At 43.4% G+C, this 19,349-nt stretch carries 18 protein-coding genes; 8 read left to right on the top strand and 10 right to left on the bottom strand.

Translation table 11 applies throughout. The annotated features are described in order from the left end of the window. The first annotated feature begins 3 nt into the window (after window positions 1-3). A complete protein-coding gene (locus tag ACRD7A_RS09825; protein WP_430811677.1) occupies window positions 4-393 on the top strand; it encodes a rhodanese-like domain-containing protein in 390 nt (129 codons plus the stop codon). 118 nt (window positions 394-511) lie between these two features. On the opposite strand, the gene ACRD7A_RS09830 is transcribed toward ACRD7A_RS09825, so the two are convergent. The 7 genes from ACRD7A_RS09830 to galE form a co-directional block, all read right to left on the bottom strand. Beyond that, window positions 512-2,326: a methyl-accepting chemotaxis protein gene (locus ACRD7A_RS09830; protein ID WP_430811678.1), complete on the bottom strand. Its 1,815-nt coding sequence runs from the start codon at window positions 2,324-2,326 to the stop codon at window positions 512-514. 185 nt (window positions 2,327-2,511) lie between these two features. Then, window positions 2,512-4,323 carry a methyl-accepting chemotaxis protein gene (locus tag ACRD7A_RS09835; protein WP_430811679.1) on the bottom strand — a complete coding sequence of 604 codons (1,812 nt, stop codon included), beginning with the start codon at window positions 4,321-4,323 and terminating at the stop codon, window positions 2,512-2,514. Between the two features lie 475 nt (window positions 4,324-4,798). Further along, entirely contained in the window at window positions 4,799-5,851 is a 1,053-nt protein-coding gene (gene rfbB, locus ACRD7A_RS09840; RefSeq protein WP_430811680.1) for a dTDP-glucose 4,6-dehydratase, read from the bottom strand. A gap of 120 nt (window positions 5,852-5,971) precedes the next feature. Then, the gene (locus tag ACRD7A_RS09845) at window positions 5,972-6,469 is read right to left on the bottom strand and encodes a hypothetical protein (RefSeq protein WP_430811681.1); all 498 of its coding nucleotides are present in this window, start codon (window positions 6,467-6,469) and stop codon (window positions 5,972-5,974) included. A gap of 43 nt (window positions 6,470-6,512) precedes the next feature. Next, entirely contained in the window at window positions 6,513-7,052 is a 540-nt protein-coding gene (locus ACRD7A_RS09850; RefSeq protein WP_430811682.1) for a hypothetical protein, read from the bottom strand. A 190-nt stretch (window positions 7,053-7,242) separates the two neighbouring features. Continuing rightward, window positions 7,243-7,593, bottom strand: coding sequence for a DUF5684 domain-containing protein (locus tag ACRD7A_RS09855; RefSeq protein ID WP_430811683.1), 351 nt, complete (start codon window positions 7,591-7,593; stop codon window positions 7,243-7,245). A gap of 167 nt (window positions 7,594-7,760) precedes the next feature. Further along, complete coding sequence (gene galE / locus ACRD7A_RS09860) at window positions 7,761-8,789, bottom strand: UDP-glucose 4-epimerase GalE (protein ID WP_430811684.1); 1,029 nt, start codon at window positions 8,787-8,789, stop codon at window positions 7,761-7,763. Window positions 8,790-9,280: 491 nt separating this feature from the next. Here galE and ACRD7A_RS09865 point away from each other — a divergent pair, with 491 nt between their 5' ends. From ACRD7A_RS09865 to ACRD7A_RS09890, 6 genes are all read left to right on the top strand, one after another. Continuing rightward, complete coding sequence (locus tag ACRD7A_RS09865; RefSeq protein ID WP_430811685.1) at window positions 9,281-10,204, top strand: HU domain-containing protein; 924 nt, start codon at window positions 9,281-9,283, stop codon at window positions 10,202-10,204. A 191-nt stretch (window positions 10,205-10,395) separates the two neighbouring features. Further along, window positions 10,396-10,944, top strand: a complete 549-nt coding sequence (locus ACRD7A_RS09870) for a hypothetical protein (protein ID WP_430811686.1) — start codon at window positions 10,396-10,398, stop codon at window positions 10,942-10,944. Between the two features lie 186 nt (window positions 10,945-11,130). After that, window positions 11,131-11,532 carry a GFA family protein gene (locus tag ACRD7A_RS09875; protein WP_430811687.1) on the top strand — a complete coding sequence of 134 codons (402 nt, stop codon included), beginning with the start codon at window positions 11,131-11,133 and terminating at the stop codon, window positions 11,530-11,532. 9 nt (window positions 11,533-11,541) lie between these two features. After that, window positions 11,542-12,441: a hypothetical protein gene (locus ACRD7A_RS09880; RefSeq protein WP_430811688.1), complete on the top strand. Its 900-nt coding sequence runs from the start codon at window positions 11,542-11,544 to the stop codon at window positions 12,439-12,441. Window positions 12,442-12,585: 144 nt separating this feature from the next. Beyond that, window positions 12,586-12,780: a hypothetical protein gene (locus tag ACRD7A_RS09885; RefSeq protein WP_430811689.1), complete on the top strand. Its 195-nt coding sequence runs from the start codon at window positions 12,586-12,588 to the stop codon at window positions 12,778-12,780. A 28-nt stretch (window positions 12,781-12,808) separates the two neighbouring features. After that, the gene (locus ACRD7A_RS09890) at window positions 12,809-13,516 is read left to right on the top strand and encodes an SIMPL domain-containing protein (protein WP_430811690.1); all 708 of its coding nucleotides are present in this window, start codon (window positions 12,809-12,811) and stop codon (window positions 13,514-13,516) included. Window positions 13,517-13,602: 86 nt separating this feature from the next. Here ACRD7A_RS09890 and ACRD7A_RS09895 read toward each other — a convergent pair whose 3' ends face one another. Continuing rightward, complete coding sequence (locus ACRD7A_RS09895) at window positions 13,603-14,640, bottom strand: nuclear transport factor 2 family protein (protein ID WP_430811691.1); 1,038 nt, start codon at window positions 14,638-14,640, stop codon at window positions 13,603-13,605. Between the two features lie 211 nt (window positions 14,641-14,851). On the opposite strand from ACRD7A_RS09895, the gene ACRD7A_RS09900 reads away from it, so the two are divergent. Further along, window positions 14,852-16,666: an AMP-dependent synthetase/ligase gene (locus tag ACRD7A_RS09900; protein ID WP_430811692.1), complete on the top strand. Its 1,815-nt coding sequence runs from the start codon at window positions 14,852-14,854 to the stop codon at window positions 16,664-16,666. A 133-nt stretch (window positions 16,667-16,799) separates the two neighbouring features. Here the strand turns inward: ACRD7A_RS09900 and ACRD7A_RS09905 are convergent, their stop codons facing one another. Both ACRD7A_RS09905 and pgi read right to left on the bottom strand, forming a co-directional pair. Beyond that, window positions 16,800-17,378 carry a DUF2179 domain-containing protein gene (locus tag ACRD7A_RS09905; protein ID WP_430811693.1) on the bottom strand — a complete coding sequence of 193 codons (579 nt, stop codon included), beginning with the start codon at window positions 17,376-17,378 and terminating at the stop codon, window positions 16,800-16,802. A 215-nt stretch (window positions 17,379-17,593) separates the two neighbouring features. Further along, window positions 17,594-19,243, bottom strand: a complete 1,650-nt coding sequence (gene pgi, locus ACRD7A_RS09910; protein ID WP_430811694.1) for a glucose-6-phosphate isomerase — start codon at window positions 19,241-19,243, stop codon at window positions 17,594-17,596. Between the last annotated feature and the right edge of the window lie 106 nt (window positions 19,244-19,349).

Here is a 19,349-nt window from a genome sequence, read left to right on the forward strand (position 1 = left end):
GAAATGAGTGTGATGAAGAATGGATGGGTTTGGGTGATGATGGTTATGTTTTGGGTGATGACCGTAAAGGCCCAAAGTCCTGACAGGATTAATGCAAGGCGTTTTTATTCACTGATGCAGCAGCATCCAAAGGCTTTGCTTGTGGATGTGCGCCCTGCCGAGAAGTATAGGGATTATCGGATAAAAGGGGCTTTGCCAGCGCCGGAAAAAAAAGATTTATTGCAGTTGGTAAATATAGTGCCTACGAACGATACTATTTTTCTTTATTGTGAAAAGGATATCCGTACCGGCGCGGCAGCAGCAATACTCGACAGTTTGGGTTATCAACATCTGTATGTCCTCAAAGGTGGCCTCATGAGTTGGCGAAGGAATGGTTACCCCATAGAACATTAGGCAGTGCGATTTTTAGGGTAGTTATTGAATTGGAGTAATTCATGGTAATAAAATAACGGGCTGCATCATTTTTGACGCAGCCCGTTTTATCTTGGAGTTTTCAGTGTTTCACCATAGCTTACTCTTCCACCTTGAAGAAACTGATTACTTCATTGAGTTTTTGCACCTCACGGAAGAAGGACTCGGTGAGCTCCGAGATGTTGTCGGCCGCATCCGCATTGCCTTGCGACACCCCGTCCAGTTCCAGAATGGCATTGTTAATCTGTTTGGATCCTTCGTTCTGTTCCAGGGAGGCGGCCGATATTTCAGCTACCAGGTTATAGGCCTTCTGGATATCGGGGACCAGGCTTTCGAAGATGCTGCCGGCCTTAATGGCGGTGTCTACACCCATCTGAGCTTTCTCACTGATGTCGTTGGCCGACTGACGGCTGCGCTCGGCCAGCTTGCGTACTTCGGCGGCTACCACTGCAAATCCTCGTCCCTGCTCCCCGGCACGAGCAGCTTCTACTGCAGCATTCAGCGAGAGTATATTGGTCTGCATGGCTATTTCATCAATGATTTGAACTTTCTCGGCAATGGTTTTGATGCCTTCCACAGCTTGCTTCACAATGTCGCTTCCATTGGAGGTGTCCTTAAAGGCTTGTGACATAATTTGCTCTGTCTGCTTCGAATTATCAGCGTTCTGACTGATGTTGGCACCCATCTCTTCCATGGAGGCCGATACCTCTTCTGTGGATGAGGCCTGTTGCATAGAACGAGATGACAGCTCGTTGGCTGAATCGGTTAGCTTGGCTCCACCATTGGTGATGAGCTGCGCAGTGAGTTTAGCCTGGGCGATAACACTGCCAATGCGTTCAATCATGGTTTCAAAGGTGCTGGCCAGTTGACCGATCTCATCGTGACGGGCACTCAAAGTAGCATCAATATCTACCTTAAGCTGACCTTGTGCCAGTGCATTGGCCACTTTGTTGATCTGTAGAATGGGGCGTGCCAGTGAGTTGGCAATAAAATAGGCCAGGGCTAGGGCCAATGCCAGAAAGATGCTGCCGATCACCACCGAGAAGTTACGGATGGGGTGGAGCATGCTTACCAGCTCAGCGGTAGGCACGGCCATTACTATTTTATGACCGGTGTTGCCAATGTTCATATAGGCCAGCTCATGATTGGCATCCTTCAGGGTATATTCGCTAATCAGACCGGTGTTGTCGTCATTAATAATTTTTTGTGCACCCGTTCCAATGATGGCCTCCAACGACTGGTTAGTGTCGGCATTGTGCTGGGCTATTTTAACCTGACCCTTACCGTCAATGACCCATAAGTCGGCTCCTTGGCTAAACTTACGACTTGTTAGTATCTGTGCCAGTTCGTCGATGTTAATACCTACACCGGCGGCCCCAAGTGGATTGTTGATGTCGCCCATGAGCACGTTGATAAAAAGGGCTGTTTTATTGAGTTGGGCATTAAAATCAAGATTAGCTTCCAGCTGTTGTCCACTTTTAATAAAGTTATAAAACCAGCTATCATCCTCCTCATCCTGATTGAGTTCATCAGCTAGGATGAAGCCGTTAGTATAAAAATTGTTGGTTAGAGCGCTGGCGGCAAAAGCAATCTCGTAGTCGAGGTCTGTGACCATCTGATCCAGCTTCGATAAATTCATTTCTTTTAATTCGTCATTGGCCTCACGATTTGTAAACCAATTGTTGAGTGTTGGATCTGCCGCCAGCGCTAGTGATGTTTCAATGGCTTTTTCAAATTCGGCGCGCAAATCACTTTGTGATGCTTCCAAAAAGGCGTGCAACTGCTGCTCGCGTATGTCTTCTGTTAGCGTGCGGCTAATGGTTAAATAAAAGGTGAGGCTGATAGCTGCTATCACCATAAAAACGACAGACCCAAAGAGTAGTATAATCCTGGATCGGATGCTGTTAAACTGCATACAACAAATATTATGGCCAAATTGACCGGTTGTTAATAAATGGATAATCTTCCGTGTGTGCGGATTTAGACTATGCTGTGGGTATCATTTGGCAGGGAATAAGTCGGGATACGCTTAAGCCCCAAAAAAGTTATGCTATTATTTCAAAAAAAGTGCTTGAACTGATAATATTTGAGGCTGAACATTTATTCCACTTTAAAGAAACTAATTACCTCGTTGAGTTTTTGTACCTCGCGGAAGAAGGATTCGGTGAGTTCCGATATCTTATCGGCAGCATCGGCATTGCCTTGTGCAACGCCATCGAGCTCTAAAATGGCATTGTTAATCTGTTTGGATCCTTCGTTCTGCTCCAGAGAGGCAGCCGATATTTCTGATACCAGGTTATAGGCTTTCTGAATATCAGGCACCAGTTTTTCGAAGATTCCGCCGGCTTTAATGGCAGTATCTACTCCCAATTGAGCCTTCTCACTGATGTCGTTGGCCGACTGACGGCTGCGTTCGGCAAGCTTGCGTACTTCGGCTGCCACCACTGCAAATCCACGCCCCTGCTCACCGGCACGTGCTGCCTCTACGGCGGCATTCAGCGATAGGATATTTGTTTGCATGGCTATTTCATCAATGATCTGTACTTTTTCGGCGATGGTTTTGATGCCTTCCACAGCTTGCTTCACAATGTCGCTACCGTTGGAGGTGTCCTTAAAGGCCTGCGACATGATTTGCTCTGTTTGTTTTGCGTTGTCAGCGTTCTGACTAATGTTGGCGCCCATCTCTTCCATGGAGGCCGATACCTCTTCGGTGGAAGATGCTTGTTGCATGGAACGAGACGAAAGTTCGTTGGCAGAGCCAGTGAGCTCGGAACCACCATTCGTGATGAGTTGCGCCGTTTGTTTAGCTTGTGCAATCACACTGCTAATGCGGGTAATCATGGTTTTAAAGGTGTTGGCCAGTTGACCGATCTCATCCGGCCTGGAACTGAGGCCTTCGTCAATTTCCACTTTAAGCTCACCTTGTGCCAGTGCATTGGCTACCCTGTTAATTTGCAGTATGGGACGTGCCAGTGAGTTGGCAATAAAATAGGCCAGTGCCAGCGCCAGCACAAGGAAAATAATGCCAATCAGTACAGAGAAATTGCGTATTGGGCGGAGCATACTTACCAGCTCTTCGGTGGGCACTGCCATTACAATCTTATGACCGGTATTGCCAATATTCATATAGGCCAGTTCATTCTCCGTATCTTTCAATTCATACTCGCTGATCAGCCCGTTTTTATTATCACTAATAATCGTAAATGCCCCTTTACCAATGATATTCTCCAGAGGCTGGTTGGTATGCGTATTATGCTGGGCTATCTTAATCTTTCCTTTACTGTCGATGACCCATAAATCGGCTCCTTCACTAAACTTGCGTTGAGTAAGTTTTTGTACAAGCTCGTCAATGTTCATTCCAACACCGGCTACTCCCTGGGGTTTATTGGGGTCGCCCATTAGCACGTTAATAAAAAGACCTGTTTTTTTAAGGTTTTCGTCATAATCCAGGTTGGCTGATACGTGTTGTTGGGCTGCAAGGCAATTGAAAAACCAGCTGTTATTGCTGTCGTTGGGATCCAGGATAGTGTTGAGATGCTCATCCTGCGTCCAGTATTCATTGGTTTGTGCGTTTACGGCAAAGGCATTGATGTAGTTTAAATCTGTTGTGAGTTGCTTAAGCTTGCCAAGGCCGAGTTGTTTGAGTAGTTCATTTTGCTCGTTTTGGCTGAACCATTTCATTAATGTGGGATCGGCTGCCAGCGCCACCGATGTTTCAATCGCCCGTTCAAATTCGGTTCGCAAATCACTCTGTGATGCCTCCAGATAGGTGTGCAGTTGTTGCTCCCTGATATCCTTAGTAATTGTTTTACTAATGGCGATGTAAAACGTAAGGCTAATGGCTGTGATGACCATGAATACGACTGTGCCAAATAATAGCAAAATGCGTGAACGGATACTACTGAACTGCATACGATAAATGTTGCGACAGGTAGAGACCTGTCTTGTTATACACCCCTAATTGTTAATCCCCTTTGCCAAACTAACCGTCTTTTCAAGCTTGGAAAAGGCATTTCCTGGTCTTCCGGCAATGGGCAATCTTACGCCCAAATCGCGAATTGGTTATAATAATTGTAGAATTTATCTAAAATTAATCAATTAAGTTTTGAAAATAAAGTATTTGCTATCTATCAGATTAGCAGTAGAATAATTGACTACATTATTCTGTTGTGTGTTTGTTCAGGTGTGAATTAGGAGTGTATTTGGCATATTAGCCTCTATGGATTTATGCAAATGCATGGCCGTTAAAAAACTGCTTTGGGTAATCTATTCAGCGCGCTTCGTTTTGATATATGCAAAAAAAAGTGACAGCCTACTAACGCATCATGTAGCTAGGCTATCACCTTTTCTATGAGGGTAATTATATGTTATGCTCTTTGTCTTTTTTCTATCTTTCGTTGTATTGGGTCTGATAATATTTTTCGTAGTCGCCCGACAAGATGTTATTCAGCCATGTTTCATTGGCCAGGTACCAATCCACGGTTTTTTCAATGCCTTCTTCAAATTGTAATGAGGGTTCCCAGCCCAGTTCCTTCATCAGCTTGTCGGAGTCAATGGCATAGCGCAGGTCGTGTCCGGCCCGGTCTTTTACAAAGGTGATAAGCTTGGCCGATTCACCCTTTTCACGTCCCAGTTTGGTATCCATTACCTCACATAATTTATAAATCAGCTTGATATTGGTCCATTCGTTGATGCCGCCAATATTGTAGGTTTCGCCCTTTTTGCCACGATGATAGATCATGTCAATGGCACGGGCATGGTCCAGTACATATAGCCAGTCGCGAATGTTTTCACCTTTTCCATAGATGGGAATGGGTTTGTTGTTTTTGATGTTGTTAATGGCCAGGGGAATCAGCTTTTCCGGAAATTGGTTGGGGCCATAGTTGTTGGAGCAGTTGGAGATAACCACCGGCATGCCATAAGTATGGTGATAGGCACGTACCAGGTGATCAGAACTTGCTTTAGAAGCGGAGTAGGGGCTGCGTGGGTCATAGGCTGTTGTTTCGGTAAACAGACCTGTGGCACCCAGGGAACCATATACTTCATCGGTCGATATGTGATAAAATAATTTATCCTCCATATTATCTTTCCAGCTGCTTTTGGCGGCATTCAGTAGATTAACGGTACCCAGTATATTGGTTTTGATAAATGCCAAAGGGTCGCTTATGGAACGGTCAACATGCGACTCGGCGGCCAGGTGTATCACACCATCGAAAGCGTGTTGGCTAAACAGCTTGTCCATGGCATCGGCATCGGTTATGTCGGCTTTGATAAAATGGTAGTTGCTGTTGTTTTCAACATCCTTCATGTTTTCCAGGTTACCGGCATAGGTAAGTGCGTCCAGATTGTAGATTTCGTAGTTGGGGTAGTTGGTTACGAAAAGGCGCACCACATGTGAGCCAATAAATCCGGCACCGCCGGTAATCAATATTTTTTTCATATCTCGCGTTTCATGATGTAAGGCAAAAGTATTAAGATAATTGTCAAGATGCAAAAGAGGCTATCTCACCTGAGATAACCTCTGTACTTAGTTGTAAATGGGCAATATTTTCAAAAAATTTTATAAAGAACCCATTGTGTTATCGCTTTTTTCAGTTGGTTTTAGGCGTTTAAATAAGTAACGTGTTATATAGATGCCGCTGTTGTCGTCCTTACCGCCATAACTTTCTACTCCGGTATTAATGAACGCCAGATCCCATCCGTTTTCAAGCATCTCATTGATTTTTGAAGTCAATAAAGCATCATTTGAGGCAATGTTTTGAAAACGAATTCCACCAATGTTAAAAAAGTTAAGCATTTTTGTTTCGTCGTAGTTTTTAATGCGAATCTCCTGACGATCACTTTTGTTTCTGTCGCCCTTCTCTTCTGTTTGTGTCGTTGTGAATTCCCGGTAGTCTACTTTTGTGTCAGTTGAAATTAATCGTGATCTACCAACTCCATTAGGGACGATTGATTCTATGCTTGTAATAATTTTCACCTCATATTGTGGAGCTACCTGGGCGTTGGATGTAAGTGTAATAGAGGCAAGAGTAAAGATTGTAAGTAAGATTTTTTTCATTGTACTTCGTATTTATCGGTTCTTATGTATAGCTGTTTGATACTTAACTAGTGACTTTTCTGAAATAATAGCGTGTCATGAAAATGCCATTGGGGTCGTTTTTGCTATTACCTCCTTTGGTATCCAGCATCATTTTCATGCCCATTTTTAAAAGTTCTTTTTTTACAGAGAGAGTAGCCATTTTACTCTCAACGCCAGTAGAAACAAAAAATAGTTCCCATCCCTTGTTGAGCATGTCATTTATTTTTGAGGTAACGATGGCGTCATTGCTGGCAACGTTCTGAAATCGAATGCCGCCTTCATTATATAGATTAAGGAGCTTGGTCTCTTCATAGTTCTTAATTCTGATATCTTGTCGATTGGCTTTGTTGCGGCTTCCCTTACTTTTTGACCGGGAAGAAGTAAATTCTTGATGGTCAACATCCAGGTTTGTAATGATCATTCTTGAGCGTCCTGTGCCACTTGGAACAAGTGACTCGACACAAGTGAGTACCTCCACCTGGAAGTTCGGTTGTTGAGCCCGTGCAGCGAAATTTTGCCAAGCCAACATTAAAGAGAGGAGTAGGGTGATTGATTTAATCATCGTTATTAGATTTTATAGTAATTAGGATTGGTAAAAGTATTACTCATCCTGTTTCATAAAATTTAATTTTGATGAACGGGTGTTTATTGTGGGTAAATATAATTCAAAATGAAATTATGAGGCTGGTACAAAAATATTAGAGGCTATCTCAGGTGAGATAGCCTCTAATATTTTTTGTGTGCTTGTATTACTATGCGCCTGCCGGACCCTTATATTCAGCATCGCCAAAGCCGAGTAGAGGGTAGAAGATAAACGGAAGGAATAACAAACCAAGTGTGAAGCCTGCGCCTTTTCCAAAGCTCTTGGATAGCAGGTTAATCATCCAAATGGCAAAAATTAAATTAATGCCCGGAATGAAAAACAGGAGCAGCCACCATCCGGGTTTACCTATTATATCCAGTAATACGATGATGTTATATATGGGCACAATATACGCCCATCCTGGCTTCCCAGCTTTCTCATAAGTTTTCCAGCCACTGGCAATTACTAAAACAATGACTGCCAGATAAAGGAGGCCGCCGAATACACTAATGCTTTCCATTATAGAAATTTTTGTTAATTAGAGATAGTGACATGAGTCACATTGATTGTATAATATTCTGTAAAAATACGAAAAAGCTGTCAGTAGGATACCAACAGCTCTTATTTTATTTCATTACTTGCCTGTTTTATGTGTTGCAGGCTTGTGTGCTATGCAGACGATTGTGCTTATTTCAGGCCTCTTACATTCTTTTCCCAGGCCCAGGCCGAGGCTAAAGTTTCTTCGAGGGTTTTTTCTGCTTTCCAACCCAGCTCATTATTGCCGTATGTTGTATCGGCCCATATTTTTTCAATATCACCGGCACGACGGTCTACAATTTTGTAATTTAAGTTAACGCCGGTTACTTTAATAAAGGCTTTTACCAATTGCATCACTGAGTAACCCGATCCGGTACCCACATTAAAATACTCGTAGTTGTCTTTTGACTTACCATTAAGCATGCGGTCGATGGCTACCACGTGTGCTTTGGCCAGATCCACTACATTAATATAATCGCGAATAGCGGTGCCATCTTCTGTATCATAGTCGTCGCCAAAGATGCTTAGTTCATCGCGCAAGCCGGCTGCTGTTTGCGTGATAAAAGGCACCAGGTTATTGGGTACGCCTACCGGTAGCTCTCCGATAAGTGCCGTAGGGTGCGCGCCAATAGGGTTGAAATATCGTAGGGCAATGCAGTTAATGGCTTCGTTGGCCTTGCAATAGTCGCGCATAATATCTTCACAGATGGCTTTGGTGTTACCGTAAGGCGACTCGGCTTCTTTGCGGGGTGTCTGCTCGGTTACCGGCAGCACGTCGGGCTGACCGTAAACGGTACATGACGAAGAGAATACCATGTGAGGAACCTGATACTTGTTCATGCACTCCAGCAGATTCATCAACGAGCCCATGTTGTTACGATAATATTCAAGGGGTTTCTGTACCGATTCACCCACGGCCTTGAAGGCAGCGAAATGGATGATGGCGGCTATGTCTGAATATTTTTTGAAAAAAGCATCGGTCAAATCTCTTTCCGATAAGTCGAACTGCTCAAATGCCGGACGTATGCCGGTTATTTTTTCAATGTTATCCAATACCTCAATCTGCGAATTGGACAGGTTGTCAACGATAACAACATCAAAACCTCTTTCCTGAAGTTCTACTACCGTGTGCGAACCGATATATCCCGTTCCGCCGGTCACTAAAATTTGCTTTGCCATTGGTGTAGCTTTTTATTAACCTGTATGCACTTTGCTCAGGTTGAACACACAAACAGGAGCATGGCTTACGTTTAAGCATCCTATACACTCGTCACTTATGTGTTCCATCGTTAAACGAGCTGTAAAAATACGAAATCGAATTTAATGCAGGTGGCAAAATACTTTCTAATTTCATGGGTACGGTAATTAATAAAAGTTAAAAGTACTTTTAATATTTCTGGGCAAGACGCCCAGCCATCTACTTCAGTATTTGTTAATAAGATTCAATTGAAGGGTTTTGCTTAGCTTTTGTAGGGGATTTATTAACAGGTAAAGGAATTACTTATTCACAGCAAGGGTTAGGATTGCATTCACTAAATTAGTATCTTAGCGATGTTTTATAGGCTTAGTGTTAATAAGATAAGTCATTATCAACCAAAAGCTAACACCTTGTTAACAGGTGTTGAAACAAAGTTAATATTGTCCGTTGTGGTTTTACTAATTTTGCAGGTATGACAACAGTTGCTCAACACATATCGAATTTATTATACACACATGAGTGTGTGATTATACCGCACTTAGGTGCGTTGGTATCGACTACAGTCAGTGCGCGTATCGATACCGAAACGAATCGCTTTATGCCTCCCTCGCGTGAAATTGGTTTTAATCGTAGTTTGTCGCATAATGATGGTTTGCTGATCAGCACGCTGTCGCAGATAAATGGCCTTAGTTATGAAGCGGCAAGGCAGAGCGTGGATGCTTTTGTTAATGATTTGACGGCGCGCATCGATCGTGGTGAGGTGGGACGTATTGATAAGGTAGGTAGCCTCAAGAAAGATGCCCTGGGTAGTTTGCAGTTTGTGGCCGATAGCTCCGAAGCCTACCTTCCGGAGGCTTTCGGACTGAGTAGTTTCCACTTTACACCCCACGTAACGCCGCAAAAGCTGGTGAGTGAGAATCGGCAGGTGCGTCGCCTACTTCAGCCGGTGGGCTTGCGGCAGATTGCTGCCACCGTGGCCATGGTGGTGGGGTTATTTGCTATCTCACAGTCCCTGGACAATCCGCTGCGTCAGCATAAGGTAAATGCGGCGAGCACGATGCCACTGATTTGGCCTGCTTCATCTGCGATTGAGACTTCGCCGGTGGAAGTGGAGACCACTAGCGTGAGCACTGCCGTAGTTGAAGAAGAGGCTCCGGCCGCAGAGAATATTTATTACCTGATTGCAGGTAGTTTTAAAACGGAAAATCAGGCAAGCCGCTTTCTGCGCATCGTACATGAGATGGGCGAGGAGCAGGCCTTTGTGTTGGCTAGTCCCAATAATCGTTACCGTGTGGCCATTAATGGTTACAGCGATAAAGCAAATGCCGTGAAGGAGTTGAATGCTTACCGCGGCAAAGAGGGTTTTAAAACCGTGTGGGTGCTGACACAGCGTTAAGGAAGTTTGTACTTAAAATAGAAAGGCCGTTTCGGATTACATTCCGGGCGGCCTTTTTTCTTGCTTAAGAAATTGGGGAGAGTGCTACGGGCGTTTGTGTAAAATAACAATAATTTTGTATATTTGCTTGTGCTAGTTGCTAAATTTATACAATGTTAGGTTAAGATATAATTAATTTAAAATATTTAAGAATGAAATTGCGTTTGTTACAATTTGGTCTGGCTGCGTTAGCGCTTTGCTTTTTTAGCAGTTGCGATAATGATGATAATGAATCTGTTGCTGACTCAGTCAACTATATAAAAGTTGCAGAAGAGGAGTATGAGCTTGAAAGCGGTACGTTATTATATGTAGAAGAAACAAGTACACAAAAATACCTGTATGATATTTCTATTACTTCAGAAGGTATACTTGTTGATAAAGCGGATGCAAGTGGGTTGTACCATAAGGGGAATGGTAGTGTTGTATGGTTTACTATGGAATCTGAAAGTAAGGAAGGTATTTTGGCTGGCACTTATGAAATTGGGGATGCCTTTGTTTCGCATGCAGCATATTGTATGGATTGGTTGGATGAGAAATATGATACCGACGAGAATATGTGGGTTAGTATAAATACTGGAAGAATAAGTGTTGATATTAGTGGCGATGTCTATGAAATAACATTAATTGGTGCCGATGCCGAAGGCAATGATGCCAAATGTTACTATAAAGGGAAGCTTCAGTTTTATAGCTTAGAGAACTAAAACAATGAGCCTAACATTGTTTTTTATTCGTGGTGTCAACTAGCATTTATCATATATTGTTTTGTAGCTATAGCTTTCTCTTGTCTGGTTTAACTTTTTACTAAGCAGAAATTAAGTAAGCGTTCGGTATAAAGTTATTAGGGATGTATAAATGTCAATATATTTATTGAAAAATTGATTAGCGCTATGGAGTACTTGGGTTCTTGTTTGTGCAGGGGAAGTAAATTTAAAGTAGTAGGCAACTTCGAATGTTTTTATTTATGCCATTGCCGTTATTGTAGGAAGGATACAGGATCGGCTCATGCTGCCAATTTATTTTCTACCACTGCTAAACTGGTTTGGATAAAAACCGAAACTGAAGTTAAATCTTTTCAAGCTCCCAAAAGTAACCATATAAAAGCCTTTTGTACAAATTGTGGTTCGCCCTTGCCCAATTTGCAAATGGAAGGTAAACTTTTAGTTGTGCCCGCCGGGTGTTTAGATACAAAGTTGGAACAACGACCGGATGCACATATTTTTATTTCCAATAAAGCAAGATGGGATGAGTCGCTGGAAGAAATATGTAAATTTGAGCGTCTCCCCGAATAATTATTGGCAATGAATGGAAAGTATTTTATATGGATATTATTGACAGTCATTTGTTTGTCTTGTCAAAATAGAGCTGAGAAAAAATCAGCTTCAAAGCAAAAGGTGCCGCTTAGTTTAAGTGATCAACTTAAATTGATATCCCCTGTTATAGTTCAATCTCCAAATTTCGATGGGAGTATTCTGCCGTCGTTGGGGCGAGCATTTCCAATACTTAAATTTGCTTCAAAGAAAAGAAATCAAATTACAGATGAGCAAGATTGGTTTGTGCAAAACCAGATTTCCTTGCCTATCTATAAGGTTCCTAATCAAATAAGAAATATCAGTGGCAATCTTCCAAAGGGCATTCCACTGCGCTATAAAGGATATATTATAAGTGATGGTTTTAAATATGACACCTATAATATTTTTTTTTATGGCGTGAATTTTGGTGAAAAAAGATTTGCAATGGTTACAGATGGGGCAAATAAAGAACTTAAGCACTTTTTAGATTTTGAAAATTTCAATTACGCACCTAAAACTAAAATAGGGGATGAAGATTTCGTATTTCAGTCCATACAATGGGCAAGCATAGAGAATAACGTATTATTTATTTCTCATGGCCACCCTACTTATGCAAAAAGTACTTATGGCAAAAATGCATACATATCAGCTATAAATCTGGAGAATTACGAAATTATCTGGACAAGCGAGCCGTTAACCTGTAATTCAACATTTACAATTGTTGATAGCACCATAATATGTGGCTATGGATTCACTGCCGAAACAGATTATCTTTTTGTGCTTGACAAGCATACGGGCGCCAGGGTTCAAAAAATTAGAATTGATAAGGGACCAAGCTATGTCATTCAAAAAGGAAATAAAATATTGGTTAGGACCTATGACTTAGATTATGAGTTTCATCTAAAATAATTGTTGTGAGTATTGTTTTTCATCGATCGCATCAATCATAAATGCCAGGGCGAACCATCAAGGTGCAAGATGTTGCAGCGGTTTGATGAAATTTGATTTTTTACAATCGATCACTATCCGCAAAAAAATGTTAACTTTATGCTTATGTGTAAGTATAGAAACATCCTTATAATTATTGCCTTAGCGCTCATCGCAGTGAATGTAGCCTTTATCGATTATGGTGATCTAAGCTGGTCGGTGAATAAGGGCAGTTACCTGGGAATAGTCTCCATGGTCTTGTTAATCATAAGCATGGTACTCTCCAATCGGCATGAGGAAAGGCACAAAGATCAGAAATAATATAAGCACACACATCAATACACTTCTTATGAAGAACTTAGATTGGATAAAAGCAGCGATGTTGTCAGTGGCGCTGTTAGGCGCTGGTTACTTTGTGGGTAACATGCACAAAACAGGGAAGAAGTATGACCGCTTTGTGCAGGTGAAGGGTCTCTCAGAGCGCGAGGTAGAAGCCGATCTCGCTGTATGGCCTATTAATATAAACCTAGCCGGAAACGATCTGGTGGCTCTAAAAAAGAAAATTGAGGCACAGAATACGCTTGTGTATGACTACTTTTTAAAGCAAGGCTTTAGCGATACAGAGCTGAGTAAAGGCGTTACCACCATTAACGATGCCCATGCCAATCCTTATAATAATGCTCAAAATAGAGCATTTCGTTACATTGCCAAGTCGGAGTTTACGGTGCGCACTGGCGATGTGAAAAAGCTACAGAAGGCTTTAGGAGAATCACTGGAGTTGATAGAAAAAAACATATTGCTCAGTTCAAAAAATGACTGGCGACCCATTGAATACATCTTTACCGGACTAAATGATATTAAGCCTTCCATGATTGAGGAAGCCACCAAGAATGCCCGTAAAGTCGCTGAAAAATTTGCCCGCGACTCAGATTCTGAGGTGGGTGAAATCAGAAAGGCCAATCAGGGTTTGTTTACCATTAACGACCGTGACTATAACACGCCTGAGATAAAGATTATCAGGGTGGTGTCAACCATTGACTTTCAGCTTAAGAATTAGAAGGTTATTTAAGCGAAATTATTTAATTTATCGGATGACTAAACGTATTAGATACCTTAGTCATCCGATAAATTTTGTGACACGCTCTACTCATTTTGTGGTGGAAAGGAAGGATCAACGGCACTGCGGTAGTAACTGCGAAAGCCAGTCACGGCCTCACTCAGGTCAGGAATCCCCAGCATTACATCTCCCTCGGTATAATAATCGCGCGAGTAATATATATTAGAGGTGCCTTCAACAAATTTAACAATCGACATACCGGGTGCCGAGAAGGAGGCTCCGTTAAACTCCCCACTCATGGTCCAGGTAGCCATATACACATCGTTCACCAGTGTTTCATCCTCCACTGTGGTAATCAGGTTGACTGAACCTTCAAACAGACGTGCCAGAAAAGCCGCCATGGTCTCGGATCCATCTATGCTGACGATGGGATCGCGATAGGCGTATTCGGTACTAAGCATTGGCAGGATATTCATCCAGTTTTCCGCATTTATTTCAACCAGATTTCTGGCCACTGTAAGCTGATCGGTACTAAAGAGTGTTTGTGTACTTTTTAACTGGCTTTTAATGGCAGAGGAAGGAGGTGCAAACGGACACTCAAAGGTAGGATCTACTGCACAGCGGTAATAGGTTCTGAAAGCACCAATGGCCTCATCCAACCCCGGTATGGTTACCATTATGTCACCTTCGGAATAATAGTCTCGTTGATAGTAAACCAACTCTGAGTTGGGCATGAATTTAAAGATGGAGATACCACGGGCCTCGTAGGGTACTTCGAGAAAATCGCCTGACATGATCCATGTTGCACAGTAGGTATCGCCGCTCAGGGTTTCGTCTTCCACTATGGTTACAAGGTTGGGTGAGGCCTCTTTAATCAGGCGATTAAGAAACTCGGTCATGTCTTCAATGCCGTTGATGTCAACGATGGGATCATGGTACTCAATATCGTCAGTGTAATAGGGAAGAATGTCATCCACATCGGGGGCTTGCACTTCAAGCAGGGCACGGCCTATGGTCATTCTTTTCTCATAAAGATTAGGAGTGTCGTCGTCTGAACAGCCGGGCGCAATTAGAAGTAGTATCAGACCAAGAAATAGCGTGTAGGCTTGGATAAATTGCTTCATGTTTCATCTTTTTGGAGGTGAATTCATTGTTTTCCCATACAATTTACTTCAAAATATAATTAATGGAAAGTTTAATGGAGATATATTTTCTTGAGCTCTACAGTCTTGTTAGTTATTGAAAAACAGCGATATACAGGGTGGTGATTGAACTTTTAAAAAAATTATATCTTTGTCGATCGAATTTGAGTGGAAAATCCAACAAATCAGATTTATGGAGATAAAAAGGACTTTTGATTTACTTGCTAACCTGAAGCAAAACATCAAGAAAGACGATATACTATGTGCCAAGCGCAATGGCGACTGGGTGAAGTTTAGTGTGCAGGAATATGGCGATCAGGCTCGTTCATTTGGTTATGGCCTGATGGCCAAAGGCTTTAAGAAAGGTGATAAGATTGCCACGGTGTCGAACAACCGGCCTGAGTGGAACTTTGTGGACATGGGTATGTCGATGATTGGCGTAGTACATGTGCCTATCTATCCCACTATTTCCGATGAGGAGTATCGCTACATACTTGAGCACAGCGAAGCGCGAATGCTTTTGGTGTCAGACATAGTGCTTTACCGGCGCCTTAAAGAGATAGCAGCCGACATTGACAGTATCAAAGAGATTTATACCTTCAACGATATTAAAGGGGCACCCAATTGGAGTGAGATCATTGAGTTGGGTGAACAGGAACGCAGCCTGCGTAAGGAAGAGTATAGAGCAATACGCGCCGGCATTAGCGAGGACGACCTGGCATCGATTATCTATACCTCCGGCACCACGGGAAATCCCAAGGGGGTAATGTTGAGTCATAAAAACTTCATCAGCAATATGAAGGATGCATTAGATCGTTATCCGCTAAATCAATCCGATCGTATTTTAAGCTTCCTGCCGCTGTGTCATGTTTACGAGCGAATGATCAACTACCTGTATCAGTATAATGGTTGTAGCATCTATTATGCCGAAAATTTGGGTACCATTGCCCAGGATTTGAAAGACATACAGGCCAATGCCTTTGTTACGGTTCCGCGTGTTATTGAGCGCATCTATGATAAGTTGGTGTCGCGCGGTAATGATCTGTCGGGCTTGCAAAAAGCCATTTTTTTCTGGGCCATGAAGCTGGGCGAGCGTTATCGTGTTAACGGTAAAAACTATCCTTTGTATGCCTTTAAGCTAAAGCTGGCTCGTAAGCTGGTGTTCTCAAAGTGGCAGAAGGCCTTTGGTGGTAAGCTGCGTTTTGCTGTAAGTGGAGGTGCTGCCTTGCAACCCCGCCTGAGTCGTTTGTTTTTTGCGGCCGGCATTCCCCTGATGGAAGGTTACGGACTTACCGAGACGGCACCGGTGATTGCCTCCAACCACACAAGTAGTTCGGGTAACCTGATGATTGGCACGGTGGGCACGGTGTTCGACAGCGTGGAGCTGCGCATTGAAGATGACGGTGAGATATTGGTGAAAGGCCCTAATGTGATGATGGGCTATTACAAAGACCCCAAAACTACTGCCGAGGTGATCAACAAGGAGGGATGGTTTCATACCGGTGATATTGGCACGCTTATCAAGGGTAGATTCTTAAAGATTACCGATCGTAAAAAAGAGATGTTTAAGCTTAGTAATGGCAAATACATTGCGCCTCAGGCCATAGAAAACCTGCTGAAGGAGTCGGATTTTATTGAGCAGGCCATTATTGTGGGCGAGAGTGAGAAATACGCCGGCGCCTTGCTGTCGCCCAACTTTGAATTCCTGCACCTGTGGGCGCACGATCATAAGGTTCATTTTCGCGATAATCAGGAGTTGATACAGCATGAAAAGGTGACGGCTGTTTTCCGTAAGGAGGTAATGCGCTTCAATAAGATGATTGGCAAGCACGAAGAGGTGAAGCGTTTCCGCCTGGTTCATGAGGCCTGGACGTCGCCCACCGGCGAGTTGTCGCCCACACTAAAACTAAGGCGCAGAGTGATTTATAAAAAATATGCTGATGTACTGCGCGATATGTATAACTACGACGAGCACGAAGAGAATAAAGGATCCATTAAGTTCAGTTAAGCAAACGCCGCACATGCCTGAGAATTAGAAGCAGTCTCAGGCGGCGGGATGGGGATCGTTATCGACTTAAACAATATCTCAAACACAATTGGATAGCCTCTTATTATTGATCAAATTTTGGAGGATGAGGCGCTTACTTACCCTTGCGCAGGGGTACTGGATTTTTCTGTGCCAGATGGCGTGTTCTGAACACCCCTGAATTGGCCAGTCGTATGTCTTCCAGGGTGTAGAAGGCCTTGGGGTTAAACTTTTTAATGATTCCGGTTACCTCCGGTAAATCCTTGCGCTTGAGCACGCAATAAATAATATTTACATTGCCCTTACTGCCGTGGGCATTTAGGTAGGTTACTCCGTAGCCTGCCTCGCTTAGGTTTTGTATTAGGTAGGTGCCGGGTTTTTGGGTGACAATTTGTATATTTACATAACCCAGTGCCAGCCGCTCTTCAATTTTCAAGCCCACATAATTACCCATGGCAAAGCCGCCTGCATAGGCCACAAAGTACAGCCAGTTATCCAGGTTCTGCATGATTTTTGACATGGCAAGTAGCCAAATGAGTATCTCGAAGAAGCCCAGTATAGGTGCCAATATCTTTAGCCCTTTTGAAATAAACACGATGCGCAGGGTGCCAATGGTTACGTCGGCCACCCGCGAAAGGAAAATCAGCAGGGGAATGGCAATGTAGGTCACGGTAAAGCTATCGATGGTGGCCATGGTATTTGATCTTGTGTTGGTAAAGTGTTTAACAGAAAAAAATCAACCTCTATCAGGGGATGAAATTAAGAAAAAATATACTGCCTTGCAGCCTCGACCCGGAAAGTAATTTCAAGATCGTAAAACGGTATTAAAAAAGGCCCTGGAATTGCTTCCAAGGCCTGCTTTATACTGTTAGTCGTCTCTGTACTGACTACTTTCGGCTAAGTAATTTATTATTTACGCATGGCCTTATAAGCATTCACCAGACCATTGGTAGAGGCATCGTGCGAGCTTACCTCGTCATCATTCTGCAGCTCGGGCAATATGGCATTGGCCAATTGCTTACCCAGCTCAACACCCCACTGATCAAAGCTGTAAATGTTCCAGATAATGCCCTGAACAAATATCTTATGCTCGTACATGGCGATAAGGGCACCCAGCGTGCGAGGGTTCAGTTCCTTCATCAGAATTGAGTTGGTGGGTATATTGCCCAGGAATACCTTGTAAGGCAACAGTGCCGCAATCTCTGCCTCTGACTTACCGGCTGCCTTCAATTCAGCGCTCACCTGTTCCTCAGTTTTTCCCAGCATCATGGCTTCTGTCTGTGCAAAAAAGTTAGCGAGTAACTTAGGATGATGATCGCTCAGTGGGTTATGGCTCTTGGCTGTGGCCATAAAATCGCAGGGAATCAGCTTGGTACCCTGGTGTATCAGCTGGTAAAAAGCATGCTGGCCGTTGGTGCCGGGCTCGCCCCACAGGATAGGTCCTGTCTGGTAATTTACACGTTCCCCATTGCGGTCAACGTACTTACCGTTACTCTCCATATTGCCTTGCTGGAAATAGGCTGAGAAACGGTGCATATACTGATCGTAGGGTAGTATGGCTTCTGTTTCGGCGCCATAGAAGTTATTGTACCAGATACCAATCATGGCCAGTATCACCGGTAGGTTCTTATCAAAAGCGCTGGTTTTAAAATGCTGATCCATGGCATGGGCACCTTCCAGTAGCTCGCGAAAATTGTCGAAGCCAATGCCGCAGGCAATGCTCAATCCAATGGCCGACCACAAGGAGTAACGACCTCCCACCCAGTTCCAGAATTCGAACATATTGGCGGTGTCAATGCCAAAGGCTGATACGGCTTCGGCGTTGGTTGACAGTGCTACGAAGTGCTTGGCTACGGCAGCCTCATCCTGGGCAGCCTCCAGAAACCACGATTTGGCTGAGTTGGCATTGGTCATGGTCTCCTGCGTAGTAAAGGTTTTAGAGGCAATGATGAAAAGTGTGGTTTCCGGATTAACCACTTTCAAGGCCTCGGCAATGTGTGTACCATCCACATTGGATACAAAGTGCAGGTTTACATTCTTCTTATAGGGTTTCAGCGCCTCGGTCACCATTAGGGGACCCAGGTCAGAACCACCAATGCCAATGTTCACAATGTCGGTAATGGCTTTGCCGCTGTATCCTTTCCATTCGCCGGAAATGATTTTCTCCGAGAAGGCCTTCATCTGATCCAGCACTTGGTTAACGGCAGGCATCACATCTTCGCCATCCACCATTACAGGTGTATTGCTGCGGTTACGCAGTGCAGTGTGCAGCACGGCGCGTCCTTCGGTTACGTTAATGGCCTCGCCGGCAAAAACACTGTCAATGGCACTTTTCAGTCCACATTCCTCAGCCAGTTGAAGCAATAAGCTCATCACCTTGTCATCGATGCGGTTTTTGGAGTAATCCACCAGGATGTCTTCAAAACGCAAAGTGTATTTTTCAAAGCGCTGATTATCCTTGGCAAAAAGATCTTTTATATGCGTGCCCTCGAACTGGGCATAATATGCCTCAAGTTCTTTCCACGCCTTTGTGGTTGTGGGATTAATACCTGGTAACATGTTAGTTGTATTTGTTTGTTTGTATTGATGTCTTTTTGATAAGCTGTCAGCCAATGGCTGATAGCTATTCGCTCGTTGCGTAATCTGCAGGCTTTCTAAGGGCTCT

The sequence above is a fragment of the Carboxylicivirga longa genome (assembly GCF_050589825.1).
Taxonomy (GTDB): Bacteria; Bacteroidota; Bacteroidia; order Bacteroidales; family Marinilabiliaceae; genus Carboxylicivirga; species Carboxylicivirga longa.

Coding starts and splice junctions, on each gene's coding strand:
- ACRD7A_RS09830 (WP_430811678.1), bottom strand. CDS start 2,326: ATGCAGTTTAACAGCATCCGATCCAGGATTATACTACTCTTTGGGTCT.
- ACRD7A_RS09865 (WP_430811685.1), top strand. CDS start 9,281: ATGACAACAGTTGCTCAACACATATCGAATTTATTATACACACATGAG.
- ACRD7A_RS09845 (WP_430811681.1), bottom strand. CDS start 6,469: ATGAAAAAAATCTTACTTACAATCTTTACTCTTGCCTCTATTACACTT.
- ACRD7A_RS09900 (WP_430811692.1), top strand. CDS start 14,852: ATGGAGATAAAAAGGACTTTTGATTTACTTGCTAACCTGAAGCAAAAC.
- ACRD7A_RS09870 (WP_430811686.1), top strand. CDS start 10,396: ATGAAATTGCGTTTGTTACAATTTGGTCTGGCTGCGTTAGCGCTTTGC.
- rfbB (WP_430811680.1), bottom strand. CDS start 5,851: ATGAAAAAAATATTGATTACCGGCGGTGCCGGATTTATTGGCTCACAT.
- ACRD7A_RS09895 (WP_430811691.1), bottom strand. CDS start 14,640: ATGAAGCAATTTATCCAAGCCTACACGCTATTTCTTGGTCTGATACTA.
- pgi (WP_430811694.1), bottom strand. CDS start 19,243: ATGTTACCAGGTATTAATCCCACAACCACAAAGGCGTGGAAAGAACTT.
- ACRD7A_RS09885 (WP_430811689.1), top strand. CDS start 12,586: ATGTGTAAGTATAGAAACATCCTTATAATTATTGCCTTAGCGCTCATC.
- ACRD7A_RS09905 (WP_430811693.1), bottom strand. CDS start 17,378: ATGGCCACCATCGATAGCTTTACCGTGACCTACATTGCCATTCCCCTG.
- ACRD7A_RS09855 (WP_430811683.1), bottom strand. CDS start 7,593: ATGGAAAGCATTAGTGTATTCGGCGGCCTCCTTTATCTGGCAGTCATT.
- ACRD7A_RS09875 (WP_430811687.1), top strand. CDS start 11,131: ATGGAGTACTTGGGTTCTTGTTTGTGCAGGGGAAGTAAATTTAAAGTA.
- ACRD7A_RS09880 (WP_430811688.1), top strand. CDS start 11,542: ATGAATGGAAAGTATTTTATATGGATATTATTGACAGTCATTTGTTTG.
- ACRD7A_RS09850 (WP_430811682.1), bottom strand. CDS start 7,052: ATGATTAAATCAATCACCCTACTCCTCTCTTTAATGTTGGCTTGGCAA.
- ACRD7A_RS09835 (WP_430811679.1), bottom strand. CDS start 4,323: ATGCAGTTCAGTAGTATCCGTTCACGCATTTTGCTATTATTTGGCACA.
- ACRD7A_RS09825 (WP_430811677.1), top strand. CDS start 4: ATGAGTGTGATGAAGAATGGATGGGTTTGGGTGATGATGGTTATGTTT.
- ACRD7A_RS09890 (WP_430811690.1), top strand. CDS start 12,809: ATGAAGAACTTAGATTGGATAAAAGCAGCGATGTTGTCAGTGGCGCTG.
- galE (WP_430811684.1), bottom strand. CDS start 8,789: ATGGCAAAGCAAATTTTAGTGACCGGCGGAACGGGATATATCGGTTCG.